This is a genomic window from Rhizobium sp. TRM95796 (assembly GCF_025779995.1).
Lineage (GTDB): Bacteria > Pseudomonadota > Alphaproteobacteria > Rhizobiales > Rhizobiaceae > Rhizobium_E.
In genome coordinates, this window is record NZ_JAOXHE010000011.1 from 22,425 (window position 1) to 48,707 (window position 26,283).

Annotated in this window: 24 protein-coding genes; 4 read left to right on the forward strand and 20 right to left on the reverse strand. The window is 57.1% G+C overall.

What is annotated here, in order from left to right; translation table 11 throughout:
* Positions 1 to 62 precede the first annotated feature (62 nt).
* The 4 genes from OCK01_RS21030 to OCK01_RS21045 form a co-directional block, all read right to left on the reverse strand.
* On the reverse strand, positions 63 to 959 hold the full coding sequence (locus OCK01_RS21030; protein ID WP_263825657.1) for a LysR family transcriptional regulator: 897 nt from the start codon (positions 957 to 959) through the stop codon (positions 63 to 65).
* A 107-nt stretch (positions 960 to 1,066) separates the two neighbouring features.
* Complete coding sequence (locus tag OCK01_RS21035) at positions 1,067 to 1,372, reverse strand: hypothetical protein (protein ID WP_263825658.1); 306 nt, start codon at positions 1,370 to 1,372, stop codon at positions 1,067 to 1,069.
* A gap of 686 nt (positions 1,373 to 2,058) precedes the next feature.
* Positions 2,059 to 3,081, reverse strand: a complete 1,023-nt coding sequence (locus tag OCK01_RS21040) for a CE1758 family FMN-dependent luciferase-like monooxygenase (RefSeq protein ID WP_263825659.1) — start codon at positions 3,079 to 3,081, stop codon at positions 2,059 to 2,061.
* Between the two features lie 163 nt (positions 3,082 to 3,244).
* Entirely contained in the window at positions 3,245 to 3,865 is a 621-nt protein-coding gene (locus OCK01_RS21045) for an isochorismatase family protein (RefSeq protein WP_263825660.1), read from the reverse strand.
* A gap of 286 nt (positions 3,866 to 4,151) precedes the next feature.
* Between OCK01_RS21045 and OCK01_RS21050 the strand changes: the two genes are divergently transcribed.
* Positions 4,152 to 6,452, forward strand: coding sequence for an FdhF/YdeP family oxidoreductase (locus tag OCK01_RS21050; protein WP_263825661.1), 2,301 nt, complete (start codon positions 4,152 to 4,154; stop codon positions 6,450 to 6,452).
* Positions 6,453 to 7,438: 986 nt separating this feature from the next.
* On the opposite strand, the gene istB is transcribed toward OCK01_RS21050, so the two are convergent.
* The 3 genes from istB to OCK01_RS21065 all read right to left on the reverse strand — a co-directional run bounded on the left by istB (position 7,439) and on the right by OCK01_RS21065 (position 10,328).
* Positions 7,439 to 8,233 carry an IS21-like element helper ATPase IstB gene (istB, locus tag OCK01_RS21055; RefSeq protein ID WP_263825662.1) on the reverse strand — a complete coding sequence of 265 codons (795 nt, stop codon included), beginning with the start codon at positions 8,231 to 8,233 and terminating at the stop codon, positions 7,439 to 7,441.
* Positions 8,223 to 9,743, reverse strand: coding sequence for an IS21 family transposase (istA, locus tag OCK01_RS21060; RefSeq protein ID WP_263825663.1), 1,521 nt, complete (start codon positions 9,741 to 9,743; stop codon positions 8,223 to 8,225). The genes istB and istA overlap by 11 nt, the downstream gene beginning before the upstream one ends.
* 156 nt (positions 9,744 to 9,899) lie before the next feature.
* The gene (locus tag OCK01_RS21065; RefSeq protein ID WP_263825818.1) at positions 9,900 to 10,328 is read right to left on the reverse strand and encodes an SRPBCC family protein; all 429 of its coding nucleotides are present in this window, start codon (positions 10,326 to 10,328) and stop codon (positions 9,900 to 9,902) included.
* 77 nt (positions 10,329 to 10,405) lie between these two features.
* Between OCK01_RS21065 and OCK01_RS21070 the strand changes: the two genes are divergently transcribed.
* Positions 10,406 to 11,574 (forward strand): IS3 family transposase gene (locus OCK01_RS21070; protein WP_263825664.1). Its coding sequence is split into 2 segments (ribosomal slippage): positions 10,406 to 10,670 and positions 10,670 to 11,574, totalling 1,170 coding nucleotides; the frame shifts between segments, so codons are not numbered across the junction.
* 426 nt (positions 11,575 to 12,000) lie between these two features.
* On the opposite strand, the gene OCK01_RS21075 is transcribed toward OCK01_RS21070, so the two are convergent.
* From OCK01_RS21075 to OCK01_RS21125, 11 genes are all read right to left on the reverse strand, one after another.
* Positions 12,001 to 12,384 (reverse strand): DUF983 domain-containing protein, encoded by a 384-nt coding sequence (locus tag OCK01_RS21075; protein ID WP_263825665.1) that lies wholly within the window; start codon positions 12,382 to 12,384, stop codon positions 12,001 to 12,003.
* Between the two features lie 136 nt (positions 12,385 to 12,520).
* A complete protein-coding gene (locus OCK01_RS21080; RefSeq protein ID WP_263825666.1) occupies positions 12,521 to 13,084 on the reverse strand; it encodes an NADPH-dependent FMN reductase in 564 nt (187 codons plus the stop codon).
* 255 nt (positions 13,085 to 13,339) lie between these two features.
* On the reverse strand, positions 13,340 to 13,972 hold the full coding sequence (locus OCK01_RS21085; RefSeq protein ID WP_263825667.1) for a pyridoxamine 5'-phosphate oxidase family protein: 633 nt from the start codon (positions 13,970 to 13,972) through the stop codon (positions 13,340 to 13,342).
* Positions 13,973 to 14,315: 343 nt separating this feature from the next.
* Positions 14,316 to 15,302: an alpha/beta fold hydrolase gene (locus OCK01_RS21090; protein ID WP_263825668.1), complete on the reverse strand. Its 987-nt coding sequence runs from the start codon at positions 15,300 to 15,302 to the stop codon at positions 14,316 to 14,318.
* Between the two features lie 666 nt (positions 15,303 to 15,968).
* The gene (locus OCK01_RS21095; RefSeq protein WP_263825669.1) at positions 15,969 to 17,033 is read right to left on the reverse strand and encodes an ABC transporter ATP-binding protein; all 1,065 of its coding nucleotides are present in this window, start codon (positions 17,031 to 17,033) and stop codon (positions 15,969 to 15,971) included.
* Between the two features lie 10 nt (positions 17,034 to 17,043).
* Positions 17,044 to 19,134: an ADP-ribosylglycohydrolase family protein gene (locus tag OCK01_RS21100; RefSeq protein ID WP_263825670.1), complete on the reverse strand. Its 2,091-nt coding sequence runs from the start codon at positions 19,132 to 19,134 to the stop codon at positions 17,044 to 17,046.
* A gap of 13 nt (positions 19,135 to 19,147) precedes the next feature.
* Positions 19,148 to 19,981 carry a carbohydrate ABC transporter permease gene (locus tag OCK01_RS21105; RefSeq protein WP_263825671.1) on the reverse strand — a complete coding sequence of 278 codons (834 nt, stop codon included), beginning with the start codon at positions 19,979 to 19,981 and terminating at the stop codon, positions 19,148 to 19,150.
* Complete coding sequence (locus OCK01_RS21110; protein ID WP_076845981.1) at positions 19,978 to 20,823, reverse strand: carbohydrate ABC transporter permease; 846 nt, start codon at positions 20,821 to 20,823, stop codon at positions 19,978 to 19,980. The genes OCK01_RS21105 and OCK01_RS21110 overlap by 4 nt, the downstream gene beginning before the upstream one ends.
* Positions 20,824 to 20,916: 93 nt before the next feature.
* On the reverse strand, positions 20,917 to 22,221 hold the full coding sequence (locus OCK01_RS21115; RefSeq protein ID WP_263825672.1) for an ABC transporter substrate-binding protein: 1,305 nt from the start codon (positions 22,219 to 22,221) through the stop codon (positions 20,917 to 20,919).
* Positions 22,218 to 23,276, reverse strand: coding sequence for a LacI family DNA-binding transcriptional regulator (locus tag OCK01_RS21120; RefSeq protein ID WP_263825673.1), 1,059 nt, complete (start codon positions 23,274 to 23,276; stop codon positions 22,218 to 22,220). Before OCK01_RS21120 ends, OCK01_RS21115 begins: the two co-directional genes overlap by 4 nt.
* A 122-nt stretch (positions 23,277 to 23,398) precedes the next feature.
* Positions 23,399 to 23,809 (reverse strand): cyclic nucleotide-binding domain-containing protein, encoded by a 411-nt coding sequence (locus tag OCK01_RS21125; protein WP_263825674.1) that lies wholly within the window; start codon positions 23,807 to 23,809, stop codon positions 23,399 to 23,401.
* 45 nt (positions 23,810 to 23,854) lie between these two features.
* Between OCK01_RS21125 and OCK01_RS26600 the strand changes: the two genes are divergently transcribed.
* Entirely contained in the window at positions 23,855 to 24,067 is a 213-nt protein-coding gene (locus tag OCK01_RS26600) for a helix-turn-helix transcriptional regulator (protein WP_371836072.1), read from the forward strand.
* Positions 24,068 to 24,416: 349 nt separating this feature from the next.
* A complete protein-coding gene (locus tag OCK01_RS26605) occupies positions 24,417 to 25,391 on the forward strand; it encodes a LysR substrate-binding domain-containing protein (protein ID WP_412179055.1) in 975 nt (324 codons plus the stop codon).
* Here the strand turns inward: OCK01_RS26605 and OCK01_RS21130 are convergent.
* Complete coding sequence (locus OCK01_RS21130) at positions 25,371 to 26,063, reverse strand: CbtA family protein (RefSeq protein ID WP_263825675.1); 693 nt, start codon at positions 26,061 to 26,063, stop codon at positions 25,371 to 25,373. The genes OCK01_RS26605 and OCK01_RS21130 overlap by 21 nt on opposite strands.
* An 11-nt stretch (positions 26,064 to 26,074) precedes the next feature.
* Complete coding sequence (locus OCK01_RS21135) at positions 26,075 to 26,260, reverse strand: CbtB domain-containing protein (RefSeq protein WP_076845987.1); 186 nt, start codon at positions 26,258 to 26,260, stop codon at positions 26,075 to 26,077.
* Positions 26,261 to 26,283: the final 23 nt, after the last annotated feature.

Here is a 26,283-nt window from a genome sequence, read left to right on the forward strand (position 1 = left end):
ATCTGTGGTGTTTGGACTTTTTTGAAACAGTGACCGCGCGGCAACGCGCGGTCGAAAAAGCATCAGCTGAAATGCCGGTTCGCCCTGAGCTTTGCCACGGCGAAATCCACAAAACTTCGCACCTTTGCAGACGCGTGACGACCGTCGGGATGGACGACGTGAATAGGCAGTGGCTCTTCCTCATAATCAGCCAGAACTGTCTGAAGTTGACCGCGTTCGAGTTCCGGGGCAATCTGGTATGATAGCACGCGGGTGAGGCCCCATCCCTTGACCGCTGTGGCAATCGCTGCCTCGTTCGAGCTTGTAAAAAGACGCGGACTCACATGCACGACCGTCTTTTGCTCCAAACCAAAACGCCACTCCAATGATGACCATGCGCTCGTTGAAGCGACAATCCGGTGACGAGATAGATCCGAAGGCGTAAGAGGGACGCCATTCTGATCGAAATAGTCAGGGGATCCGCAGATCACCCGCTTCACGGAGCCAACTCGAATCGCAGCAAAGCCTGAGTCCGGCAGGTGGCCGATACGTATCGACACATCGATACCCTCATCGACGATGTTTACAACACGATCCAAGAACAAGCACCGTCCAATCACGTCCGGATATTCGTCCAGGTATTCCGTGACCACGGGTAACACAAACATTGTACCGAACATGGAAGAGGCAGTAATAGAGAGTGTCCCGGTGGGTTTCGCGAATGCGCCCGCAGCGGCCGCTTCGGCGTCTGCAAGATCCGCTAATAGCCTCTGGCAGTCGGTGAAATACCTGTTACCCGACTCCGTCAACTTCACGGATCGGGTGGTGCGCGTCAGAAGACGCGTTCCAATGATATCCTCCAACGAGGAGACAACGCGGGTAACGGCAGGAGGGCTCATGTGGAGTTGGCGTCCTGCGTCCGCGAAGCTCTCCGCTTCCGCGACCTTTACGAATACTTTCATGGCTTGCCAGCGATCCATGCGTTCCCCTCCTTGAATAATTTCGCCACTTCGTTCCATCCCAGGTTTGCAATAGCATCGCGGGATCGGCACGAAACATGGTGTTGACATAGCTGTAATGCCGGCTGCTACATTGGTGCGGACAGCATTTCGTTGATCTGCCGGCTGACATCCATTGTGGTGAAAGCAATCAGCTTCTTTTTTGCAGCGTCGGCCGCGGCGTCGTTACCCTCGCGGACAGCAAGGGCATATTTGACCGCGACATCTGTCACAGCATTGAAACTTGCTCCGCGCATCGCGGCGTCAATCTCGGCGCCAGTTAATCCAAGCTCGCTCGCCTCCGCGAGCAGACTTTCATCGACAGATGCCTCCCTGGCTCCAGTCGCCAGTCGGATATGTATACGCATAATCGGTGTTAATGGATTCTTCGTCACGGGAGGTCTCCGATTTTAGTTCTTCATGGTGATGTTCTCCGCTCGTCGTTGAGATCCAGTGTCAAAGCTGACTTCTTACGGGTGACAGCGAGTTCTTCGCCGAGCGTCATCCATAAGAATAGTGCATCTGGAGCGTAAATTAAGCTCGCAAATCGCAAATGCTTTCTTCCGCCCGCTGCAACAGTTCAGCAGGTTCGGTTTTTGCTAAAGGTGCGTACTCACAAGATTCGGCGACACACTGGCTTCAGCCATTGAATGATCGTTCTTGGCGACCTCAGCCAAGAAACCCCTTTGCTTGCGGTTAAAGATGTTTCGCGCGACGCTTGCGGCGCCGCAGTTTTCAGAATTCGAAAGCTGTGTGACAACAACACACAGCCGAAAGTAAGCCGCGGACTAAGTGCTTCGGCGCTCTGGTATCGTAGAGCCCGGTTTGCCGAGACCTACAAGCGCCGTGTCCTCGCCAGCAAATGATTAAACGTGGAAATGTTTAGGGTATTGTAAGCTACCACCGCATTTTGGACGCCAGCTCGAAGCGCCGCAGGGGATGGTCTCGTAAAGCCGAGACGGCGAAATAGCTTCTAGCCCGGTGGTGCAGGGGAACCAGCGCGTCCTCAGGGTCTGTATGAAGAGGCGTTAAAGCCTGCCATGTCGAGAAATTATCTAATCGCAGTGAGCTAGATGCAGCCTCAGCCGGGCTGTGTCGCGGACATCTCTCTGCGAAGGACTGGCGCAACTCGCTCGGCCAGCAAATCAATTTGTTCAAGGACAGTTTTGAGCGGAACGCCGCCCATTTCGAGTGTGAAGAGCTGCCGGCGGTAACGACCGAAATGTTCTCTGAACGTCAGGACTTTGTCGATCACTTGCTGGGGACTTCCGACGGCGAGTGAGGTGTTGTTCATGACCTGCTCGAGCCCTGCACCCCGATAAATCCTGGAGTTGGCAAAGAAAGGCCGGTATTGCGCCAAAGCCTCCTGAGAGTTGGGGTGCATAAAGATCTGCCCTCCAGCGCCGACGATTGCTTCTTCGGCCTTCCCGTGCCCGTAGTGGGCGAAGCGCTCGCGATACAGTTTCACAAGTCGACCGAAATGCTCGACCGGGCCGAAGAGATTGTTAGTAAAAAATCCATCGCCATAATACGCCGCGATTTCGGCGACATCGGGGTTCGATACGGAACCATGCCACACAAGCGGCGGCCTCGCTTCAAACGGCCGAGGCGTGGACATGAACCCGCGCAAAGGGGTGCGGAACTTACCCTCCCAATCCACACGATCCTCACGCCAGAGCCTGTGCAGGAGCCCGTAATTTTCAACGGTCAGGGCTACACCGTCTTCAACGTTTTTCCCAAACCAGGAATATACGGCGGGCGTGTTCCCGCGTCCCAGCATCAAGTCGACACGGCCCGCCGAAAGCTGCTGCAGCGTTGCGAAATCCTCGGCTATTTTTACAGGGTCATTGGTCGTAATTAGCGTTGTCGACGTTGACAGTGTGATCTGCTTTGTCTGACCCGCAATGTAGCCCAGGATGGTGGTAGGGGAACTCGGTACGAAGGGTGGATTGTGATGTTCGCCGATCGCGAATACGTCTAGTCCAGCCTCGTCGGCATGGACAGCGATCTTCACCATAGCCTGGAGTTTTTCGTGCTCCGTCTGCGCCTTACCCGTCGAGGGATCGGCTGTGACTTCGCCAACGCTGAAAATTCCAACTTCCATTTCAAATACCTTCGTAATCTCCGAATATGGCTCTAAAGCTACCAGCTGAGCTGGTAGGCCGAAAATCCTGTTCTCATATCCGGATGTGTATATGTTGATACGGCAGAAGGCACTGTCTGCGGGCAATGAAACCGCCCCCAGACAGCGCCCTCGGCCGTCGCCCTCACTGGCCCTTCGCCGCTAGATAGCCGGAGATGTTGTTGGCAGAGAATGGGAGATGATCGCCCATAAGTTGCGCATGCTCCTGGCCATGCTCCGAACGCCAGTCGCCGAGAAGTTCCGCGCCTACTGCGACCCAGGTAATAGGCTTGATGCCCACTTGCACCATACGTGCAATGGCGGCGTCCTCAACGATCTTGTTCCACGTGCCAGAAGCATCGATAACGGCATAGACGTCATAGCCATCTTCCTTGGCTGATAGCGCTGCAAAAGCGAGGCAAACCTCGGTCGAGATGCCAGCGATCAGCAGCTTCTTTCTCCCGGTGTTCTTAACCGCAGCAACGAAGTCCTTGTTATCCCAAGCATTGATCTCGCCAGGGCGGTGGACGATGGTTGCTTCTGGAAGAAGGTTTGTCACGATTGGCATGATAGGGCCGTTTGGTCCATCAGAAGCACTGGTCGTGATGATCGCGGGCAGTTTGTAGACCTTAGCAAGAGTGGCGAATGCTTTTACGTTGTTGTTGAACTCCGGCGGGCTTTGGGTCTGCACGCCGTTGGCTAGACCTGTCTGGTGGTCGACGAAAAGAACTGCGGAGTTCTGGGCGGTAATCCGATCGTATGACATTGTCATATCCTTTTGATTGGTGATGTCGGTGGTTGATCACTCGACTGCTCTAAAGGTGTCATTCGAAGGGCACATCCACTAGCGGCAATGGCCGGAACTCATAGTTGCTGAAATCGGAACAGCGTTTGGATGAGACTGGTATCGTTGGTGTCCAAAGCAGCTAGTTGTTGAGAGGCTCGACTTACACAGGCTACTTTTGCTCCCGTACAAATCGCAACCGTGACGATCAAGACATCGGAGAAAAATGCGGCTCCCATTTCCGTCGTATAACCGATCGGAGGCTAGCATGACGGAAGACAAGTTGGAGGGTATTGCTGACTACCGTGCGCCAGCAGGAGGATGGGGTGCCCTAAACGCAGTTGCCAGGGCCCTTAAGGAACAGCAACTCTCTTTGACTGGCGTTAACGCATTACTCAAAGCAAATCAGCCGGAAGGGTTCGATTGTCCAGGCTGCGCGTGGCCGGATCCCGACCATACCTCTGCATTTGAGTTTTGCGAAAACGGCGCGAAGGCGATTACATGGGAGGCGACCCGAAAACGGGCGGATCCCGAGTTCTTTTCGCGCCACACCGTATCCGAAATGTGGGCTTGGGACGACCATCGCATAGAAGATTCCGGTCGTCTGACCTCACCGATGCTATATGATGCAGCAAGCGATCGCTTCAAAGCGATATCTTGGCAGCAGGCATTTGATACGGTTGGGCAACGGTTGAGCGAGCTGTCAGATCCAAATCAGGCCGAGTTTTACACGTCTGGCCGCGCCTCAAACGAAGCCGCGTTTCTCTACCAGTTGTTTGTTCGCGCCTTTGGCACGAACAATTTTCCCGATTGCTCGAACATGTGCCACGAGGCGACTTCGGTCGGGCTTCCGCAGTCGATCGGGGTTGGCAAGGGTACTGTGGAGTTGGTTGATTTCGACAAATGTGACCTGATCATCAGCATCGGTCACAACCCAGGAACCAATCACCCGAGAATGATGACCACGTTGCACGACGCCTCTAAAAGAGGTGTCCCGATCATGGTATTCAATCCGCTGCGCGAACGCGCACTGGAACGATTTGCGGCTCCGCAAAATCCTATCGAGATGATTACTCTATCCTCAACGCCTATTGCATCCTCCTACTACCAAATCAAAACGGGAGGGGACATGGCTCTATTGAAAGGACTGATGAAACTGCTTTTTGAGCGGGATCGTCTGGATATTGAAGATGGCGGCGCCGGCCTTCTCGACCGGGATTTTATCGAAGATCATACTTCCGGACTTGGCGAGGTTAAAGCCGACGTAGAGAGAACAACCTGGGATCAGATCTACAGGCGGTCTGGCTTAGGACCTAGCGAGTTCGAGAACGCATTGAATACCTATGTAAGCGCCGACCGGGTCATCATCTGTTATGGCATGGGTGTGACGCAGCACTTCGCCGGAACCGAGATTGTTCAGCAATTGGCGAACCTTCTCATGCTCCGGGGAAACATTGGAAAGCCGGGGGCTGGACTGTGCCCGTTGCGCGGACACTCAAACGTACAGGGCGATCGAACCGTCGGCATCACTGAAATGCCGAGCGCTGCACTTCTGGACGGTATCGAGAAAGCTTTTGGTTTTCGACCACCTGCGGAGAAAGGTCATAACGCAGTCGAAAGTTTGGAAGCGATCATATCAGGCGAATCAAAAGCACTCATTTGCCTCGGAGGAAATCTTGCTGTCGCTATGCCAGACCCCGATGCTGTGTTCGAAGGCATGCGGCAACTAGAATTGGCCGTGCACATCGCTACAAAACCCAATCGGTCTCACTTGCTCACTGCGAAAACATCGATCTTGCTGCCTGTCCTAGGCAGAACCGACCAAGACCTGCAAGGTACCGGGCCACAATCCGTCACAGTCGAGGACTCGATGTCGATGGTTCACGCCTCGAAGGGCTTTCTTAAACCGCCAAGCGACGAACTTAAGTCGGAGCCCGCGATCATTGCCGGACTTGCAAAGGCCACAATCGGTTCGCGTTACGAGATACCATGGGATGAACTGGTGGAAGACTATGACCGTATCCGAGACAAAATCGAGATCGTCTTTCCTGAGTTCTTCGACTTCAATGTCAGAGTACGAAAGCCAGGCGGGTTCCGTCTGGATATCCCTGCATCGAGGCGTGAGTGGCATACATCAAATCGGAAAGCCAATTTTCTCGTTGCTGCAGGGCTTGAAGACGATGCGCGATTGATCGACGGCGAGTGCCTTGTGCTGACGACCATACGTGCGCATGGTCAGTACAACACGACTATTTATAACAAAGATGACCGTTATCGGGGCATTTTTGGCAGACGGGACGTGATCCTTATGAACAAAGCCGATATGGACATACGCGGTATCGCCGAAGGGGAGCAAGTTCAGGTCGCTGGAATGGCCATCGGCAAACCTTCAAAAACGCGTGTCCTGACTGGTTTCATAGCGGTTGAATTCAACATTCCACAGGGCTCGGTCGCAGGCTACTATCCAGAACTTAACAAGGTGATGGCGCTCTCCGATTTCGACCCCAAATCAGGCACTCCGGCTTATAAAGGAGCGCCCGTGACGATCTCCAAGTGGAGCCAGCCATGATGATGGCGGGCCGCTCCGCAACCCGGCCCAAGCATGAAAACGCCCCTAGTCTACGATAGGCAAGGTTAAGTTTGCGATAGACGACGATGCTTTTCGACACCAAGTTAGCTGAGTTGGTTTCTATTACACGCTGTCTGCAGTGAGCATCCCTGCGGCTCTACTACTCGAAAATTCGCTCGTCCACGTGAGATCCACGTCCTGCGATCACGTGAAGAGACTATCTCTGGCCCGCCCCTTCTTTCGCGGCCATCTACCATTGGCTCATGCGATTTTAAGTGCCAGGCCACTCCGTTGCGGCTCACGCGGCGCGGGCGAAGGCTTGGTCCTTTGTAGAGAGCCGAAGAAAATTTTATATCGTTTTCAGGGCCATCCGTGACTGAAGGCTCGCTCGCACACATAAGGCGGGCATACTGTTGCCACCAAAGTACTTCGGTCGCACTATCCGGCCGTTCTCACGAGACGACGAAGCGGCCGTCGTAAAGAATTCCGAATTGAACGTCATCCGAATGGTCCCGCAGCTGTAGGCAGCTTTCGCGTAATGTGTTGACTTGAAACGCCGTCCGGGACCTTATCTGCAGGATCTTTCGGCCCTCTCGGCTGAGCAATGCTGAGCTTGTGTCGCCTGAGATAGGCCGATGACGGCGTCGTGAAATTCATTCCCTGAGACCCGCCCCCACTAATATCAAAGCTCCTTTGATATCCGCAAAAAAGCTGCCCTCGGTGGCGGTACCGAAGGCAGCAAAGCCTGCGACTGGGGCAGGCGACTGCGGCGAGGACCGCAGTGGAGCGGCGGGGAAGGAGCCGTTCACGGATCTATAAAACATGTTCAAGTAAGAGCAGTCTTGAACAAGGCATGTGGGAATGGGATGGCACGTTGATCTCCATCCTTCCGTCATCTTCATTGTGCTGCCTAATGTTGGTTTTCACGCGGAACTGAGCCGGTTTTTTCACCGAGAAGTGAGCCACCTCTGAGTATGGTTTTTTGATCAGGCTTTGGTCAATGGGCTGGCTTTTTCTCCTCTCTTCTGTGCCGCTGCGGCCGAGCTGGCCTTGAAGCGGAAGCTGTCATTTCCTGTTTCCAGGATGTGGCAACGGTGTGTCAGCCGATCGAGCAAAGCGGTCGTCATCTTGGCGTCGCCGAATACTGTGGCCCATTCGCTGAAGCTGAGGTTGGTGGTGATGACGACACTGGTGCGCTCGTAAAGCTTGCTCAGCAGGTGGAACAGCAGCGCTCCGCCTGAGGCACTGAACGGAAGGTATCCGAGCTCATCAAGGATCAACAGGTCGAGACGGACCAAGGCTTCGGCGATCTGACCGGCCTTGCCCTTGGCCTTCTCCTGCTCAAGTGCATTGACCAGTTCGATGGTCGAGAAGAAGCGGACCTTTCTGCGATGATGCTCGATTGCCTGGACGCCGAGAGCGGTCGCGATATGTGTTTTGCCTGTGCCAGGGCCGCCGACCAGGACAACGTTCTGTGCCCCATCCAGGAACTCGCATCGGTGTAGTTGGCGCACGGTGGCCTCGTTGATCTCGCTGGCGGCAAAGTCATATCCGGAGATGTCTTTGTAGGCCGGGAAGCGAGCTGCCTTCATGTGATAGGCGATGGAGCGGACCTCGCGCTCTGCCATCTCGGCTTTCAGCAACTGGGAAAGGATCGGCACGGCAGCATCGAAGGCTGGCGCTCCCTGCTCGATCAGGTCCAGGACCGCTTGGGCCATGCCGTACATCTTCAGGCTACGCAGCATGATGACGACGGCGGCGCTGGCAGGATCATGACGCATTGCGGCCTCCTGCTATCCGGAGGCGCAGGCCATCATAGCGCTCGACATTAGCCTTGGGTTCACGCACCAAGGTTAGCGCCTGTGGTGTGTCGACATCGGGACCGTCGATCGTCTTGCCGTCGATCAGCCGGTGCAGCAGGTTCAGCACATGCGTCTTGGTCGCGACGCCCCCATCCAGGGCAAGCTTCACAGCCCTGAGTACGACCTGTTCGTCATGGTGAAGAACGAGGGCGAGGATGTCCGCCATCTCACGATCACCGCCGGGGCGGCGAAGCATCTGATCCTGTAATTGCCGAAAGGCGAGTGGCAACTCCAGGAAGGGCGCACCGTTACGAAGAGCTCCGGGCTTGCGTTGGATGACCGCAAGGTAATGCCGCCAGTCGTAAATCGTCCGTGGCGGCTTGTCGTGGCTGCGCTCAATGATCCGCACATGTTCGCAAAGAACGTTGCCCTCGGCAACAACGACCAGTCGTTCGGGATAGATTCTTAAGCTGACAGGCCGGTTGGCAAACGATGCGGGCACGCTATAGCGGTTCCGTTCGAAGGTGATCAGGCATGTTGGCGAGACCCGTTTGCTTTGCTCGACGAAGCCGTCAAACGCGGCTGGCAGTGCCATCAATGCTGCCCGCTCATCAGCCCAGACATCCGCAATTGTGCCGGGCAAGGTGCCATGCGGTGTCTCCCGCCACAGGTCTTGGCAATGCTGTTCCAACCAGGCATTCAATGCCGGCAGGTCCGGGAAGTCCGGCATCTGTTGCCATAGCCGTGGTCGGGCATCCTGGACATTCTTCTCGACCTGTCCCTTCTCCCAGCCTGCGGCGGGATTACAGAACTCGGGCGCAAAGACGTAGTGGTTCGTCATCGCCAGGAAGCGGACGTTGACCTGCCGCTCCTTGCCGCGGCCAACACGATCAACTGCGGTGCGCATGTTGTCATAAATTCCACGCGCGGGCACGCCGCCGAAGACCCGGAAGCCGTGCCAGTGTGCGTCGAACAGCATCTCATGGGTTTGTAGCAGGTAGGCTCTGACCAGAAAGGCCCGGCTGTGCGCCAGCTTGATATGCGCGACCTGAAGCTTTATGCGCTCGCCGCCGATCACGGCATAGTCTTCGCTCCAATCGAACTGGAATGCTTCGCCGGGCCGGAAAGACAGAGGAACGAATATGCCTCGGCCGGCCGTCTGCTGCTCGAGCCGCCACTGACGGGCGAAGGCAGCGACGCGACCATAAGAGCCGGTAAAGCCGAGAGCCACCAGATCTGCATGAAGTTGCTTCAACGTTCGGCGCTGCTTGCGTGACCTCCCAGCCTCGGTCTTCAGCCAGGCCGCCAGTTTGTCAGCGAATGGATCAAGCTTGCTCGGTCGTTCCGGTACCGTGAACGTCGGCTCGATCGTGCCCGCGCTCAAATACTTCGCGATCGTGTTGCGCGACAGACCGGTTCGTCGGCTGATCTCCCGGATCGATAGCTTCTCGCGCAGCGCCATCCGGCGGATGATGTTTAAAAGTCCCATGTGGATCACTCCGTTGCCCCCGTCGCTCACCGCGTTGGGGGGAAGGTTCACATGGCTCAATTCTCAATGGAAATTATGCGCCTAACCGGCTCAGTTCTGCGTGGAAACCAACATCCTAAGACATAAAGAACAACGACTTTAGGTTGGGAATGGAATCTAAAGCTTGCCGGCACTCACAAGCTCACGGACTTTCTTCAACGTTGATACCACTGCGGTAATGTAGCTGCGACGCATCTCGTTAATCAGAACGAGCTCTTCGTCAGAACCTTCCGATGCTCCCGCGAAAGGGACGCTGAAGGTGAAGGTGAGCCACAATCCCTTTTCACTTTCGCTGATCGTGTTTTGTATGAAACCATCGCTACCGACTCTTTCGAATTGAACTTGGACTGGTGGAAAAAAGGTTATTCTCTCTTCATAATCACCAGTGGGCAGAGTGATCTGACGCAACAGGCCATTATCCGATCGACTGATGACGTCACAACGAGACATCCCAGGCACAAATGGAAGTGCGTTGTTCGCCTTCATCTCAAGACCCTTCCAAACTTGGTCGGCCGTCAGCACCGGCTCTACGCCTTCAGGATTTATTTCAAGTGTATTGGTCTGCCCCCTGAAAAGTGGTCCTCCCTGAAGTAGGCTATTGAGCCATTGGAGAGGACGTTGGAATGCCCCAGAAGAAGCATAAGCCCGAAGAGATCGTTGCGAAGCTGCGCCAGGTCGATGTTCTGTTGTCGCAGGGGCGATCTGTTGGGGAAGCGGTTCGTTCGATCGGCGTGACGCAGTTCACTTATTACCGCTGGCGCAAGGAGTTCGGTGGCCTGAAGGGTGACCAGGTAAAGCGGCTGAAGGACCTTGAGAAAGAGAACGAGCGGCTTCGCAAGGCGGTGTCGGACCTGACGCTCGAGAAACTGATTTTGAAAGAGGCTGCCTCGGGAAACTTCTGAGCCCTTCCCGCCGCCGCCGATGCATCGACCATGTCATGGCGAAGTTCTTCGTCTCGGAGCGCTTCGCCTGCAAGGTTCTGGGCCAGCACCGTTCGACCCAGCGCAAGAGGCCTGGAGGCAGGCCAGATGAAGAGGCATTGACCGCCGACATCATCCGGCTCGCTTCCCGCTATGGCCGTTATGGCTATCGCAGGATCACCGCGATGCTGCGGTGCGAAGGCTGGACGGTGAATGCCAAGCGCGTCGAGCGCATCTGGCGGCGGGAGGGGCTTAAGGTTCCCCAGAAGCAACCGAAAAGAGGGCGTCTCTGGCTGAATGACGGATCGTGCATCCGGCTTCGACCGGAGCACCCCAACCATGTCTGGTCCTATGACTTCGTCGAGGGCCGCACCCACAATGGCAGGAAATTCCGCATGCTCAACATCATCGACGAGTTCACCCGGGAATGCCTGGCAATCCGCATCGATCGCAAGCTCAGCTCCACCGACGTCATTGATGTCTTGTCGGACCTGTTCATCCTGCGCGGCGTGCCGGGCCATGTTCGTTCCGACAACGGCCCGGAGTTCATAGCCAAGGCCGTGCGGGAGTGGATTGCCGCTGTCGGTGCGAAGACCGCATTCATCGAACCAGGAAGCCCATGGGAGAACGGCTACTGCGAGAGCTTCAACTCGAAGCTTCGCGACGAACTGCTCAACGGTGAAATATTCTATAGCCTCGCCGAGGCGAAGGTTATCATCGAGGCTTGGCGACGCTACTACAACACCGAGCGGCCGCACTCATCGCTCGGATATAAACCGCCGGCACCGCAGGCTATCATCTGGCCTGCGCCGCCGCCCGGATCGGCACCGCCATCTGCCCAGGCCATGGCCGAAAAGCCGATCATACATTAAGACTGAAACCGGACCACCTTATGGGGTCAGGCCACGCTCGGCGAGCGCCTGTTGGATGTGATGGCTTCTTCAAGCCAACGCGCAATAGTGATGTCTTCGAACATTTTTGCAGCCTCTCGCTTTGGTCGCCAACATAATGCGGCTCGCGAACGAGGCTTTGAAGCCTCGAGCTGGCGAAGACATCGTTTCGCTTGATGAATGTAATGAGGGCTAGTGTCAGGCTGCGTAAGCCGAGGGAGCCGGATCGTCTCGCAGGTCTAGCCCGACCTTCCCCACTATGTGGCGGTAAGGAATGGAGCGCGACGATCTGAGTTATGTATCATCGGATCCAACGATCCCACATGCTCGGCGGAGCGTCCCCTCAAGCCGCGCTGCATCTAAATAAATAACTACTAGCGGTCGACCGTCGCCTCGTTTCGAGTCGGATTATCCTTGGGTGCCCCGGTCAATTTTTCCTTCCTCAGCTTTGAAGAAATATTGGCTATTCACCAGCCAACCTTTCAAGGGCCTGAGTGGTAAGATTGACGCTAGGACAACGAGTGGAAAAGACGTGAAGAGATGGACCCATAAAGGCGGCTGGTAGGCGACTTCTAACCAACACGCGATGCCGACAGCTGGCACGCTTGTAAAGCAGATGACAAAAAATGCCGGGCCATCCGCCGGATCGGCAAACGTGTAGTCCAGCCCGCAGACCTCACAATTGGATTTCAAGGTGAGAAACCCCTTAAACAAGTGACCCCGGCCACAACGGGGGCATAGCCCCTTTATCCCAGTTCGATAAGGCGATAGTGGCGGCCAATCAGCGGTCATTACGGTTTCCTCCAAATTTCCATCATAGTGAGATGCGGCTAGATCGCTGGAAGCGCAGCGCTTCGCTCCCAGCCCTGATTAAGCAAGTCGAGACTTGCTTTTTTGACGCGTGGGTCTGAATCTAGGCGGGGTGCGTCTACGCAGACAACCTTGCAGCCTTAAGGGCGCGTCCCCACCAGGTAAGCTGATCGAGGAGGTTTTTCGCCGCCTCGTCCAAATGAGGATAATCGCCTAGAGTTTTGCCGTCTTTGACAACTGATAGGTATTCGGGGAAGGATATGTGAACACCTGTCTTGACGGATACAGCACTCATCTCAACGAAGATCAACCGGAGTTGCTCGACGGCGCGAGCTCCGCCGACGCCGCCATAACCGACGAAAGCAACCGGCTTGTGAATGAACTCGCCAAGGTCAATTGCATTCTTAAGCACAGCCGTTGGCGCATGGTTATATTCTGCTACGGTGAAAATAAAGCCGTCAAATTCGCGCAAAGCGTTCTTCCACCGCTCCGCAGTGTCACTCTCCGCAGTGGTCGCGCGCTCTTCACCGAAAAAGTGCATGGGAAAGTCCAACAGATCGAGGATCTCGACGTTCAGATCGGCGCGTTGGTGCGCAATTTGTTGAATCCATTTCGTGGGGTGGTCCGCAAACCGACCCATCCGGGTACTTCCAATAATGACGGCGATTTTCAATTCACTCATGGCTCGTTCCTTATATTGTTGAGAGTCAGGCTCCCTACCCGGAGCAAAGAAAGTCGATATGTTTACGCTGGTACTACTTAGTGGCGCCATGACGCCCGGATCACCTGGTTCTGTATAGAACGCGCGGTGGCAACCTAGAACGAGAGCCGTTTTCAACTCTCGACAAGCAAACTTCACCGCCAGACCCTTTGATGCCAACCTAATTGATAACGCGTCGATGCATCAGGCCAGCAGCCTTCGGCAGACCTTCGATAGTTACTCTGATGGACCAGTATGTGCCTCGAGCAGCGCGATTTTCTCCTCGAGTTCTGATATCTTTTGTTCCTTTTCCGCTAACAGCTGTTTGACGACGCTTTCATCTATCATTCGGGGAATATGTTGTGGGCAGTTCGCATCCCATGCCGTCACTGTGAAAACTATTGCCTGCTCTACGCGGGCATTGTAATCCGCAGGCTTGAGACGAGCCTCGAGATCCGCGTCGTTTTCAATTACTTTCGCTTCACCCCAAATTTTGACACGTTGACGGTAGGTGTAGTCCATCAAAAAAAGAAAAGCCTTCGGATTATCGACAAGATTTCCCTGGGTGATGTACTGACGGTTACCTGAGAAGTCGGCGAAACCAATTGTGGTATTGTTTAAAACCTTGAGAAAGCCAGGCGGGCCACCCCTATGCTGCACGTAGGGCTGACCGTCTTGATTAGCGGTCGCTAGATAGACGGTCGTTCTGCTTTCTATGAAAGCTGCAAGATCGTCCGTTATCTCGGTCTGCCAAGAGCCGCCGGTTTCCATTCGCTCGTAACCGCGTCGTGACCCTTTCCTGACTTGAATGTCTTTAACGGAGGCCGTAAAGGCGACATCGCTTGCGTATTGAATATCTCTTTCCGTCATAACCTGCGCCTTTGTTCGCGCGAAAAGCGCGTAATCGGGATCGAGCCTAAAACCAAGCAGCCGCGCCGACCACCGCTGTTTTGTGCAATACTCTGTTCCGGCAATTGGAGGTCATGTGAGAAGCAGTGATCCGGAGACGCGCCAGCTTTTGTTGTAGTTGCAGCAATTTATCCAGATCAGAGTAGCCGCGAGACCTCAGAGATAGCGGTTTTCCAGAAGCAAAGGACGCGGCCGACGTATCATCGCTGGAAGGTAGCGATCTCATCAGGCGTTGTCTCACTACAGATCCTTGGGGGCCGAAATCTCAAATGCGCGCCGCTTTTTGATCCGATCTCGGCTAGCGTCATCGGGGAAGTCTAGCCATATATGCTCGCGTGAAACTCGCCACTTCATCCAACTTCGTATCCATCGCAAAATGACCCGCATCCAAAATATGAATGTCTGCCTCCGGTAAATCCTTCTTGAAGGCATCGGCGCCAGCGACCGTAAATGCTGGATCATACTTTCCCCACATGACAAGAGTTAATGGTCTGTGCTCGCGCAACCAGCTTTGCCAAATCGGGTAAGCCGCGATGTTGTTCTGGTAGTCGAAAATCAGGTCCGACTGGATCTGGTCCTGCCCGGGTCTGTTGAGATACGCGTACTCGTCCATCCACAGATCCGGATTATAGGCCTCGATATCAGGATCTGTTCCAAGGTGACGGGCTCGGGTCACAGCGAGAGACTGGTGCTGTTTAACAACTTCAGCCTGGAGTTCGCCGCGGTTGTTCCAAAATGCCTTTCTCTTCTCCCACATGGGGCCGAGCCCCTCTTCGTAGACGTTGCCATTCTGAAAAATTGTACCGATCACAGATTGGGGTCTCGTCGTAGCGACGCGCATCCCGACCGGAGCACCATAATCCTGCATGAAGAGCACATATCGATCGAGCTTGAGCGCATCAGTCAGCTTGATGATGGTCTCAGCCAAGTGATCGAACGTATACGTATAATCCTGCGGGGAAGGCGCCTCGCTGTTGCCAAACCCTGGATAGTCAGGGGCCACGAGATGATACTCGTTTCCGAGCCTTCTCATCAGATCGTCGTACATCCGCGATGAGCTTGGAACGCCGTGTAGCAGAAGGATTGCTGGTTTATCGTGCGGACCGATTTCCCGATAGGCGATCTTCGACCCGTCAATCTCGATTGTACGATAGGTCATTTGGGGCGTGGGGGCGCTGACATCGGCAGCGTTAGCGACCGGGGCCGTGAGAATTACTGCCAACGCAATTGCGCTCGTCAATGATGCGAGTTTTTGCGGCGTTTCAGCTACATTAATTGGCTTGTTGTTCATGGTTCGGATCCTCACCGGGTATGTTGTCGCGGTGATAATCATCCATCTTCCTGGGAGCGAGAACCGCCTCATTTCACAATGGATTGTTTCTTCCAATGAAATAGTGGCTTAGCGCGGAATGGCCTTCTTGCTTCGGGTATAAAAGCATTCTTAGACTTTTTACTCGCGGCAACGGCAAATGCTAAAAATGAATATTCGGCCCGTGGATCCTTCGCTGAATCCTGTATGCCCCGATCGGGAATGGAATGGTCGCTATGACGAGGCAGACTCTCATTGTCTCCCGCAAGGAGGAGATGCGCGAGTGTTTGGCAAAGCGGTGCCCGCGCCGCGCATCGTGGAGACTCCCGTTCGACGCCTGCCTTAACCGAAGATAGCTACTCTAGTCCATTTACTTGAAGCAGACGTTATAAATGTGGGCGATGTAGTTCCGCGAACGATGCTCTTTGCCGTGAAACGAAAGGCAGGGTTCCAAAAGAGCTTGCACCGTAGAGGCCGAGCACGGTCGAACGACTAGTGACCGCTCCTTCGCCGAGGAGCACTCATCTCTTTTCGCCGCAGATGACTAACCGCGTTTGTCTGAGCACACAGTCTTGTTTGTTGTCGACTCGACAGTTGGCCACTCCAGAAACCCGAACGATGCGTTTGACTTACGTTCAATTGCAAAGCTTAGGGAAAAAGACGTTGCCGCCGGTCTCCCGCATCGAATAAATGTACCGCGCCCTGACCAAGAGATATCCTTTGGAAAGAGCCGACCTCGAACCATGGCCGCTCGCGCAGAACCGCCGAGACCAGTTGGCTGCCGAGCTTCAGTTCGAGAAAGGTTTCCGAACCGGTCGGCTCGATATTCTCGACGATAGCTTCGAGTGACCCTTCCGGGCCGAGGGCGATTTCTTCAGGGCGCTTGCCGATTAGCAGCTTCTGGCCTTCTCTCGCCCCTCCCGGTGCGGTGAGACCGGAGGCCTGTCCGTCCTCCAGCACCAGCTGGCCGGCGGATACGGTCGCCGGGAACAGGTTCATCGCGGGCGAGCCGATGAACTGGGCGACGAAGGCGTTGGCCGGCCGGTCGTAAAGCTCCAGTGGTGTACCGATCTGCTCGATGCGCCCGGCCTGCATGACGACGATACGGTCTGCCATGGTCATCGCTTCGACCTGGTCATGCGTCACATAGACCATCGTTGTTCTCAAACGCCGGTGCAGGCTCTTGATCTCGCCGCGCATCTGGACGCGCAGCTTGGCATCGAGATTGGAGAGCGGCTCATCGAACAGGAAGACCTGCGGATTGCGGACGATCGAGCGGCCCATGGCGACGCGCTGGCGCTGGCCGCCGGAAAGCGCCTTCGGCTTGCGTTGCAGCAGGCTTTCCAGACCAAGGATCTCAGCGGCCTCGCGGACCTTCTTCTGCTTCTCGGCCTTGCTGGCGCCAGCAAGCGTCAGCGAGAAGGCCATGTTTTCCTCAACGGTCATATGCGGGTAGAGCGCATAGTTCTGGAAGACCATCGAGATGTCGCGGCTCTTCGGCGGCAGCGTGTTGACCACCTTTCCGCCGATCGAGATCGTGCCACCGGAAATGTCCTCCAGCCCGGCGATCATCCGCAGCAGGGTGGACTTGCCGCAGCCCGACGGCCCGACGAGGACGACGAATTCGCCGTCGCCGATCGCCGCGTCGATGCCGTGGATGACCTCGGCGCTGCCGAAACGCTTGGCGACCTTGTCGATCGTTACACTTGCCATGAAGTCCTCCTTATGCCGCGCCGATGTGGATGCGCGTGGCCGACAGGGCACCCTCGTGGATGATCAGCCCGGCGGAACCGCCGGCAAAGGTCTGGTCATTGGCCTCGACTACGGTGTCGCCGACCTTCACCGAGAGCTTGCCGCCCTTGGCCGAAAATCTCATCGTGAAGTGGGTCTCGAACTCGACGTGAAGCGGCGCGGAGGCGAGCACGGTCTGCTTTTCGTCCTTGCGGCAGACGATCTGCAGTTGCCCCTGGCGCGTCACCTGGGCCGCATAGTAGCGGCGCTGACCTTCGGCGCGGATCACTAGGCCGCCGTGCTCGCCAAGATGCAGCATCATGTCGGCTTCGATCACGTAATCCGTCCAGTCGCGCGTGCCCTGCAGGATCATGCCTTCGCCGCGGTTCTGGCTGATGCGGAAATCCTGCGGGAAGTTCTTCGAGAAGAAGTGCACGTTGCTGACCCAGGCGCGGCGCCAGAAATCGCCGCCGTCTTCGGGACGACGGAAGGTGACATCCGGGCAACCGTCCCAGGTGACGGTATCGACGAGCACGCGGCCGTTGGCACGACCCTGCGGGGCACTCAGCACGACGCCGATTTCGGCGATCGGCTGGTGGCCGGTCGAGGGAACCGTCCATTCGAGCGTCGCAGAACCGCCGGGGCCGAGAGGCTTGCCTGCGGGCATGTCGATATCGACGAGGTTGTCGCTGCCGTCATAGTGGCGGATGCGGAGCTTGGCTTCAACCGTGCCGCTGTTTCCGGCTTCTGCCGAAAGCGTGGCGCGCAGCTTCTGACCGGCGTGGATACGCGGGCTGGCGACCAGATCGTAGGTGCGCATCTTGGTGACTTCGTGCGGCGTGAAGACCGGCGTGGTTGCCGCAGCCTCGCGGCCTGGCGCCAGCGCCAGATAGTCGATCGCCAGAGCCGAACCGGTGCCGGTGACCTTGAGGCCGTCGAGCGCAGTCTGGCCGGCCTGCGGGCGGAAGCCCTGGACGGAGCCCGGCAGCGCGAAGTGGAACTTCGCGCCGTTCTTCGGCGCCGGCTTTGCCGTCTCGCCTGCGAGCTTGCGGCCGAGATTGGCGAGCCACAGCGAGACGTCTACTGCATCCGAGATCGAGCGGCCGCCGTCGGCAGTCGACATGTAGAGACGGTCGGCGACCGGGCCGCGCCAGTCCGGGCCGGCATCCAGGCCGTCGAGGCCGAGCATGATGCCGTGCAGGCAGCCGAGATTGCCGGCGTTGCAATCGGTGTCCCAACCCGAGGTGTTGACGATCATCTGGCCGCGCTGGAAATCGTGCGGCGCATGCAGCAACGCCATGATCATCAGCGCGTGGTTCGGCACGACATGGCAATTGCCCGGATATTTGTCGTAGCCGTAATTGTCCTCGATCTTCTGGCGGGTCGCTTCCCAGTCCTCGTTGCCTGAGGTCCAGTTGCGGATGTCGGCAACCAGCTTGGCGATCAGACTGTCCTTCGGGATATGAGCAAGGCCTGTATTGAGCAGGTGGTTGACGTCCTTGCTGACGAAGGCTTCCGCTTCCATCGCTGCCCAGAGAACGGCGGCATTGACCGCTTCGCCATCATGGCTGACGGAACCCGCGGCCCGTGCCAGCTTTGCGGCCTGTGCCGGATTGCCGGGAGAGACGAGCGCCCAGCCGTCGATGAAGATCTGCGCGCCGATCTGCTCGGCGACGGTAGCGCCATTGACCTCGATCGAGCCGGAAGCCGGCGCCGGAATGCCACGCTTCAGGTTGAGCCAGGCGGTATGCTCAGTGGAATTGCCGGCGCCGCCCCACCAGAGGATCGAACGTTCCTCGATGATATAGTTCATCCAGGCCTTGCCGATGTCTTCGGCGGAAAGATCCGGCGAGATACCGTAGTCGTCGAGCGCCCGCGGAAAGGAGAAGGTTCCGGCCACGTCGTCATCGGTGACGACCAGCGGATCGCCGAGGCGGTCGTGGACGTAGTAGTTGATCGGTCCGAGCTTTTCGAGAATATCCTTGTAGCGCCAGTTCTCGAAGGGGCGGCCGAGATAGACGCCGATCAGTTTGCCGAGAACGCCTGCATAGACTCGGTTCGTGTAGTCTGCGGGAATGGACATGCAAAACTCCTTGTCAGCCCTTCACCGAACCGCCGGCCATTCCCTCGATGAAGTGGCGCTGCAGCAGGACGAAGAGGATTACGATGGGAAGAATGATGATGAGGGCCGCGGCCATGATCTCACCCCAGTCGGACGAGTATTGGCCGGAGAGCAGGAAGAAGGAGACGACGGCCGTCAGCCTGTCCTGCTCCTGCAGGAAGGTCGTTGCGATCAGGAACTCGTTCCACGAATAGAGGCCGATGATCAGCGCCACTGTCAGGATGCCGGGCGAAACGATCGGCAGGAAGACGCGGCGGAAGACCTGCCAGTGGGTCGCGCCGTCGATCAGCGCCGCTTCCTCGAGTTCCTTGGGGACTGCGAGGAAATAGGTGCGCAGCAGCATGATCGCGAAGGGCGAATAGACGGCCGTATAGATGAAGGCGACAGCGATCGGGTTGTTGATCAGCCCGAAACGGGCAAAGCCGAAATAGAGCGGAAAGAGGAAGAGCTGGATCGGCGCCGTGGTGCTGGCCAGCAGATAGAAGGTCAGGACCTTCCAGCGCTTGATCTTCTGGCGCGCCAGAACATAGGCCGTCAGCGAGCCAGTCGAGCAGACGAGAATGATCGTCAACCCGGTCAGGACGGCGGAGTTGACGAGCGTCGTGCCGAAATTGGCGTCCGTCCAGGCGCGGGTGAAATTGTCCCAGCGGATCACCGAAGGCACTGCCAGCGGGTTCTGGACGATCTCCGCGGACGGCTTCAGCGCGTTGAGAACCGTCAGCGCAATCGGAAAAAGGGTGATGATCAGCAGCACCGAGAGCGTGATGTAGACGATCGCGAAGGTGAGGCGGCTTTCGGAAATGTTCATTGTTCGAACTCCGTCGCTTGGGCGCGGATATAGAAGATCGTGGCGGCGAGGCCGAAAAGGCTGATGACCACGGAGATCGCTGCCGCCTTGCCGACGGCGAGGTCGTAGAAGGCCGAGCGATAGGCGAAGGTGGAGAGCACCTCGGAGGAATAGGCCGGGCCGCCCTGCGTCAGGATGTAGACGAAGTCGAAGACCAGGAACGACCAGATGACGGTCATGATCATCATCAGCGTGATCGTCGGCATGATGCCGGGCAACAGCACGTAGCGGATCGTCTGGAAGAAGGTGGCGCCCTCGATGCGTGATGCCTCGATCTGCTCGGCCGGAACCTGGCGCAGCGCTGCAAAGAAGATGACGCAGAGGAAGCCCCACCAGTGCCAGAGGTCGACGACGGCGATGCCGTAGAGCGCGCTCGACGTTTCGGTCAGCGGGTTGGCGATGTCGAGGCCGAGGCGTTGAAGCAGGCCGGTGACGCCGGTGACCGGCGAGTAGATCATACCCTGCCAGACGCGGCCGGTGATCGCCGTCGCGATGATGACGGGCAGAAAATAGATGACCTGGAAGAAGTTCGAGCCGCGGCGCACGACAAGCATCATGGTTGCCGCAAGCAGACCCATGGCGATCGGCACCGTCAGGAAGATCAGCGTCCAGACGATGTTGTTGGTCAGCGCCGTCCAGAAGACGCTGTCGTCCCAAAGGGCACGGAAATTGTCGAGCCCGACGAAAACTGGCGTACTGATCCCGTCCCACTCAAAGAAGGCGAGAGCCACCGTCAGCAGCGCCGGGATGGCGATGATGACGACATTGATGATCAATGTCGGCAAGACGTAAAGTCGGTGCATTATCTACCTTTCGAGGCAATCGGGCCGCCTGGCGCCAGATGGCGCGAGCGGGGAGGTGAGGGCGCGCGAACCGCCCCCTCACTGTCGTTGCGATCAGCGGGCCGGGACGGCAGGCGCCTTTCCGGCCTTCATTTCCTTCTGGAAGGATGCGTCCATCTTGGTGAGGAAGTCTGCGGTGGTCGTCTTCTTCAACCACACTTCCTCGATGCCGTTGATGACATAGCTGTCGGTCGCCGGCGGCAGGAAGGTCCAGGTGGTGTAGCCATACTTGCCGTCGTTCACCGACGAGGAGAGTTCCTTCATCGTCTCGGTGAAGAGCGGCGTGACCTCGCTTGCCATCTTGACGTTGGAGATGTCCTTCAACGGGATGTTCCACTCGCCCTGCCAGGCCGAGTTCATCGTGCCGTAGACCTCAGGCGAGAAGACGTAATTGATCGCGGCTGCGGCGCCATCCGGGTTCTTGGCCTTGGTGGCAATCGAAAAAGTCGAGCCGATGCCGAGCGGGAAGACGGGGTCGCCCGAAGCGCTCGGGAAGCCGACGAATCCCGCCTCGCTGCCTGCTTTCTTGCCGTAGGTATCGACGTTCTGGAACTGCCAGGTGCCTGTCGGCATCATGCCGGCCTTGCCAGATGCCATGGCATCGGCGGCCTGTTCGCTGCTCGTCACCGAGAAGTAGTTCTTCCCGAAGTAGCCCTTCTGCCACCAGGAGTTCAGGCGATCGATCGACTTGACGAAGGGTTCAGCCGTCCAGGGCATCTCGCCGCGGAGCGCCTTGTTGAGGTTCTCGGGGCCGGCGACGGAGTTGAGCGCCAGCGTTACGAACCACTCGTTTGCGCCGCGCCAGTCGGCATTGCCGGCCGCAAACGGCGTGATTCCGTCCTTGAGCATGGCGTCTGCGACGGTTTCCAACTCGTCCAGCGTCTTCGGCGGCTGCCAGTTCTTCTGGGCAAACAGCGTCTTGTTGTAGAACAGGCCGACGGTTTCGTAGGTCTTGGGGAGAGCGTAGATCTTGCCGTTATACTCGCCCATCTTCAGGAATACCGGCAGGATGCGGTCGTCCCACTTATACTTGGCGGCATAGTCGTCGAGCGGCATCAGCTGGCCGGACTGGGCCATCGGCGCGACATAGCTCGGACCGGCGGTATAGACGACGTCGGGGCCGTTGCCGGAGAGCATCGCGACGCGCAGCTGCTTGTCGAGCTCGTTGCCGCGGTAATCGATGACGAGGCTGTAATCCGGGTTCGCCTTGGCGAAGGGCTCGACGATATTCTGCTGGATCAGCTTCTGCTGGTCGGGCGTCGCCTGCTCGTACCACCAGGAGACCTTCTCCTGTGCGGCGGCCATCTGTGCGGTACCGGCGATCAATGCGGTGGCGGCTAAGAGCTTCAGCCTGGTCATGATATTTCCTCCCTTACTGGATGCGTTTGGTCCGGCCGCGCCGAAAACGGAGCGACCGAAGCTCTGACGATAAGTTCGTATGCCATTTCCTCCGCCTGGCCCGGGGCCGAGGCATCGCTTGCCAGACGCTCTATAAGCTTTTCTGCGGCGCGGGCGCCGAGCCGGTCCTGGAATTGCGCCACCGTCGTCAGCGCCGGCGTGACCAGCGCCGCGGCGAGTATGTTGTCGAAACCGGCGACCGAAACGTCACCGGGCACCGACAGTCCCTTCGCCGAGAGACCCTGCATAACGCCGATTGCCATCAGGTCGTTGGCAGCGATGATGGCGCTCACCGAGCGGCCGCTTTCGATTAGCCGTTCTGCGACTTCACGGCCCGCCACCAGCGTGAAATGCGCGGCCTCGAGAACGATCGGCGCCGCGCCAATCGTTGCCATGGCCTCCAGATAGCCCTGCAGACGGACCTGCTGCGGCCCGCCCGGTGCGGCGATCATCGCGATCGACCGGTGGCCGAGTTCGAGAAGGTGGAGTGTCAAGGTCCGGGCTGCCGCCACATTGTCGATGAACAGATTGTCGATGGGCAGCGGTCCACCGATCTTGCGGCTGACCTCGATGCGCACGACGGGGACGCCGCTTTTGCCGAGCGGCGCCAGATCGCGCGCGCTGGTCTTGAAGAAAACGCCGACGACGCCGTCGAAGCGGCCCTGCTGCGCGGCGAGGATGACCTGGCGCTCGTTGGCAAGCTCACCCTCTGTATCGATCGTCACGACCTCGTAGCCGGCGGCGCGCGCCACCTTCTGCACCGCGACGACCAGAGAGGGGTAGAAGGGGTTGGCAAGATCGGGAACGACACAGGCAATGACATAGGTGCGCTTGGTGCGCAGCGCCTGCGCGAAGCGGTTCGGCTGGTAGCCGAGCTCGGAAATTGCCGCCTCGATGCGCTCGGCTGTTCCGGGGGTCACCTTGTCGCGTCCGCCATTCAGGACGAGCGACACCGTGGCCTGCGCAACGCCGGCTCTTTCTGCAACTTCCTTCTGCGTAATTCGTCGTCCGCTCACGGAGCTGCCCTAGTTGCTACGTAATAATAGGTTATTGATACGTAGCAATAAGTCAATAAGCGTTACAATTTTCGCGCCCTATACCCCGTCCGGCCGCACCGAGCATGAGGAGTACAATCATCCTAGACCATGGAAAGTTGTCTGATCCGCTTAGAAAGCGCTAATTGATGCGCACTGGCGTGCGGGTGGTCATCACGATGCAGCGCCTCTTCAGCTCTCGTCCGATTGTCCAGAAGAAGAGCTAGTTCTTCGGCAATTGCAGGTCGTTCGCGCATGATCTGAGCAATCTTATCTTTGGGGACTTCGTAGATGACGGCAGCCGTCAGCGCCCGATAATCCGCAAACTCCAGCGCGCCCAGAAGCACGCCACGTTCTCCGAAGAAGTCTCCCGGAGCAAGGCGCGACAATTCCAATGTCTCGTTGTCATCGCGTTCATCGATTGCCACAACCCCGCTGCGGCCGATCATCAAGGATGTCAATGCCGTATCCCGCTGAGAGATAGTTTCGCCCTTGCGGAATGTCAGCCTGTTCATGTTCGCGGCAAGCTCCTCTTTCTCTTCCTCGGTTATCCGTCAGTTATTTCATCCGAGCTTTCAAGCGCGACTGGCGCGACGCCGTATCAGTGGCTCCTGGATTTCCGTATAAGCAAAGCACAGGAAATGCTGAAAAGGGGCATGCCGCTGGCTCAGGTCGCTCTAGAGTGCAGATTTGCAGATCAAGGTCATCTTTCGCGCGTGTTCAAGTCGAAATGTGGCGTGTCGCCGATGCTTTGGCTGACTAGTATGCGGTAATGTAAACGACGCGACCCCGTCACCTTAGCAAGCGTCCAGGTGTCCAAAGCCGCCATCTATGCGCGGTGACCCGTGGAAATGGGACGCTTAAGGTCAGCGTTATACTGCTCGGCCCATTACGTAGCTTCATAAAGGCATAGCAAAATTCGATAAAACACGCAGATTTTATCCAAGACCCGCCTCGGATCTTCAATCAGGTTAGAGCTTTGAATCGATCAAAGGGCAGGCGACACGAAAGCAGCTGACGGGGGCATCCTTCCATAAGCAACTCGACGGTGCATCGGCTGAGGTTCAGCAGCCACCCTTGAACATTGTCTTTTGGAGGAGGTACCGGGACCGAATGCTAGACATGAATGACTTTCGATATTTCGCGACAATCGTGGAGCACGGGAGTTTTACGGGAGCAGGTCGGGCTCTCGGTCTTCCTACTTCGACGCTAAGCACCAGAATAAAGCAGTTGGAAGAGAGGCTGTCTCTGGTTCTCCTTCGCCGATCATCTCGACATTTTTCTCTGACCGAGGCAGGGCTGGAATTTTACCGTCACGCTGCTGCGACCGTTGAGCGTGCGAACGAGGCAGAGGCCGCTATGAAGTGCAGAGTGGCGGAACCTCTAGGCGTCGTGCGGTACACGACATCCACATCGCTAGCGCAATGTGCAATGCCAGAAATGGTCCATTCATTTCTAACGAGATATCCAACGGTCAGCCTGGTGCAGTATCCGGTGGATCATCTCGTGGATATAATTTCAGAGAACTACGACGTGGCGATCCGAACTCATGCTGGACCGTTGCCAGACTCTCGTTTGATACAGCGACCGCTAGCTAAAGTGCCATGGATACTTCTAGCGGCCCCGAGCTATCTTGCCTGCAAAGGAGGGCCGGAGTCGCCGTCAGAAATCGAACATCACGAGACATTGTATTTCGGCAAGCAGAGCTCTCAACCCAGGTGGTGTATGACCAATTCCGAGTCAGGGAAAATCCAACAACTGGATCTCAGTCCTCGGTTTCTCGGAGCATGCATTGACACCATACGCCATATGGCAGTTCAGGCCTTGGGTATCGCCGCGCTTCCAGCTTATGCTTGTCGCAAAGAGCTAGAAAACGGTAGCTTGGTGGCACTAATGCCCGGTTGGAACGCAGCTGATACGACAGTCTCGGCTCTCTTCCCTAACAGGACGGGAATGAGCGCGGCAGTAAGGGCGTTCGTCGACCATCTCTCTTTGTCATTTTCCGACGCTGTACGTTATCCTTGGGTCGATATCGCAAGTGGCGCGCGCGACACTGGAACCGAGCAGCTCTCTTCCTCAGAACGCAGCACTTCGTGACCGCAGCCAGCCGAGCAATCCGCCTAGCAGCTGCCAGGAGATCAAGCTCACAATCGTCGTGACCAACACGAAGCGCGTATGCAGTGCAACCGGTACGCTCGTTTCAGCATCCACAGCGTGGGGTGCCCCAATTGCAAAAGGCAGCGCAATCAAAACGATGGGAACAGCAATCCTGGAGACCCCCCGGAGGCGAGCTACCGCGGCGATCGATGCAGCAACACATGTCGCAGTACCGATCCACCAGAGCTGTCGCATGACAAGATCGGCTGCCGGCATTCCGGGCAGTTCTGGAGGAAGCCCGATTGCAGGAAACAGCGTAAAGGTAGCAAACCCAGCCGCACCCCACTTGATGCCGTCTCGCCAGTTATTCAAACCACCTACCAATTCGGCACAGACACCAAGAAGCAACGCGAAACCAACATAGGCCAGAACCATCGTACCGATAGTCAGGAGGTTCCGCTCCGAGAACAAGTATCCTCCGGCAGCTGTTTCATGGGGGTGTGATTGGGCGCCCGCGACTTCGTGATGGTGGTCTGATGACGTCCCGTTTTCGAATTCCTCGGCCATTAAGACGATGGGCACCGTTGCAGTAAGGTGCATCAGCGAAGCAACTGCACCGACAATCGCTCCGGCTAGCAGTGCGCTCGTAATCAAAGAACGTAACAATGCCATGCGCGTCATCCTCAATGGCAGGGGAAACTCAGCGTATGACGTGCATCGTGCGCCGCGTCGTGAAGGAACGGCGTTCCTGCGAAACCGACACCTCCCACGAGCACGAGGCCCAGCATAGCGGCGCCGACAAGCGCCCAGGTACGGGAGGAAAACAATGCCGCCTGAGTGATACGACCGGAAGCAGTCATGTTCGTCATTACAATTGTCCTTTCGAGTGCTG